General features: G+C 41.5%; 2 protein-coding genes and 2 pseudogenes. All 4 read right to left on the bottom strand.

Going from position 1 to position 1,969, the window contains the following annotated elements; translation table 11 throughout:
* Positions 1-96 precede the first annotated feature (96 nt).
* Positions 97-468, bottom strand: coding sequence for a helix-turn-helix domain-containing protein (locus ACM0OY_RS40230; protein WP_414574272.1), 372 nt, complete (start codon positions 466-468; stop codon positions 97-99).
* Positions 469-543: 75 nt separating this feature from the next.
* A pseudogene (locus ACM0OY_RS40225) lies at positions 544-1,302 on the bottom strand (helix-hairpin-helix domain-containing protein); the annotation flags it as partial.
* Positions 1,303-1,422: 120 nt separating this feature from the next.
* Entirely contained in the window at positions 1,423-1,728 is a 306-nt protein-coding gene (locus ACM0OY_RS40220; protein WP_414574271.1) for a hypothetical protein, read from the bottom strand.
* A gap of 20 nt (positions 1,729-1,748) precedes the next feature.
* A pseudogene (locus ACM0OY_RS40215) lies at positions 1,749-1,969 on the bottom strand (hypothetical protein); the annotation flags it as partial.

The raw sequence follows: 1,969 nt of genomic DNA, 5'->3' as shown, positions 1-1,969 counted from the left end.
CTTTCCATTTTGGTTTTCCCCCTCGACCGGGTGATTCCCAAAGGCTTTCTAAACCCAGGGCAAACGCATCTAAATTACTCTTGATCACAACGAAGGTTAAAAACCAACGAAAAAATCAGGATTTCGCGCTTGATTATTTTTTAAGCCCCAAAGCGATCGCCTAAAATTTTCGCAATAAGCAAGAGTTAATGACATTAATTTTAGTTCTATTGAGAATAGACTTTGCTTGTTGACATGATGCGGCCGCCCTGTTTCTAAACCGAGATTCTTCCATTTACTTAAAACTTTTCTGACTGTTTTCTCGTTCCAATTAAAGTGCGCTGCTATTTTCTCTACATACCAGCCATGTGCATTTAGCCTGATTACTTCTGCTCTATCTTTGACTTTCTGTGGCACATCCTGTTTTCTAAGATTTAGCAAGGTTTGGTCTTGCTCTTGAGTCAAAAATATCCTTAAACGTGCGCCCATACACAAATCACCTTATAGATGCACTCTCCGTATTATATATCTTAACATAGCTGACTTTTTTGATGCCCACTTACTTAGTTCTGGCTGGGGTAGGTAGCAGTGTCCGTCTTCGGCTGCTTCGGTTAGCGCGTGGATAATGCCAGCACAGTATCTAAATTGGGAGTCCGTTGGTACGCCTAAGTTACGAGCAATCTTGTCCGCACTCAGGAAGCCAATGCCGTAAATATCCGTTGCTAGTTGGTATGGGTTAGAGGTTACTGTGGCGATCGCATTGTCTTGATATTGTTTATAAATCTTGACTGCATAAGTTGTAGAAACACCGTGGGTTTGCAGAAATATCATCACCTCTTTGATGGCTTTTTGTGTTTCCCAGGCGTTCTTGATTAACTTGATCCGCTTTTTGGCTATGCCCGGAACTTCGATTAGCCGGTCAATCTGGTTCTCGATGATGTCGAGTGTTTCCAAACCAAAATGTGCAACAATGCGTTTGGCTGTAATCGGGCCAACACCTTTGATTAACCCACTGCCGAGGTATTTCTCGATTCCTGTAAGTGTTGCTGGTTTGGTTTCGTGATACTTGGTGACTTGGAACTGTGGCCCATACTGCGGATGGTCTTTCCAGAAACCTGTTAGCTGCAATGTTTGCCCTGGTTGGATATTGGCAAAACTGCCGACGATTGTGGTGAGGTCAGTGGAGCGTGAACTCTTTAAACGCGCTACGGTATAGCCTGATTCTTCAGAATGAAACGTCAGGCGTTCGACTACACCAGTGATGGTTTCGTAGTCAGGAGTGGCGTTTAGTTGTTGAGTAACTGGAGTTATGGGCGTGGACATTGGTTTTCAAAAATGCCGCACATCATTGTAAACCAAGAAGTTAGTTTATTTTAGTACGTATTTACTATTTTGAGTGCGGCTCTCGTGATATTGCTTCTGTGGAAATCTAGTTTAGAGAAGTTACAACTCAAAATCCAAGCTGAATGTTTCATCAACAGAATCTTCCCGTTTTTGGTGTTTTGCTAAAGTTGAAACAATCTGTTGAGCTTGATTATGGTTGGGATCAGCTTGATTGAAATCGGATGTATAAGCTGTTGGTTGCTGTATATTCAACACTCCTTTTTTGAATGCAAAATAGCAATCAATGATGAAATGAACCGTTTCCAAATAGCTTTTGTCTAATTGTTTAGCCTCAGCGAGTATGCGTTGACGATAACTATTTCTAATGCGTACTTTGTCTGAGACATTATCTTGATTATTGAGCATCGCTTTTTCCTACTGGGTTTTTAAGAATTTTTGTTAACTATTGCTTTGGCCATTTCTAGTAATCCCGCAGCATTAGCCTCTACCGGATTGTCCAGGACTTTAAAGCCATTTTTCTCTAACAGCTTTTTGTAGCCTGGCAACAAACAGCCACCTCCTATTGCCCAAATTTCATCGCCTTGGTGTTTGGCATCCAGGGCCATACCTACTACTTTTTTCAAATATTTTTCATACCAGTCCTTAA

This window comes from Nostoc sp. CCY 9925 (assembly GCF_963920935.1).
GTDB lineage: Bacteria > Cyanobacteriota > Cyanobacteriia > Cyanobacteriales > Nostocaceae > Nostoc.
Note: the sequence above shows the minus strand (reverse complement) of the source record. Positions and strands in the feature narration are given on the sequence as shown.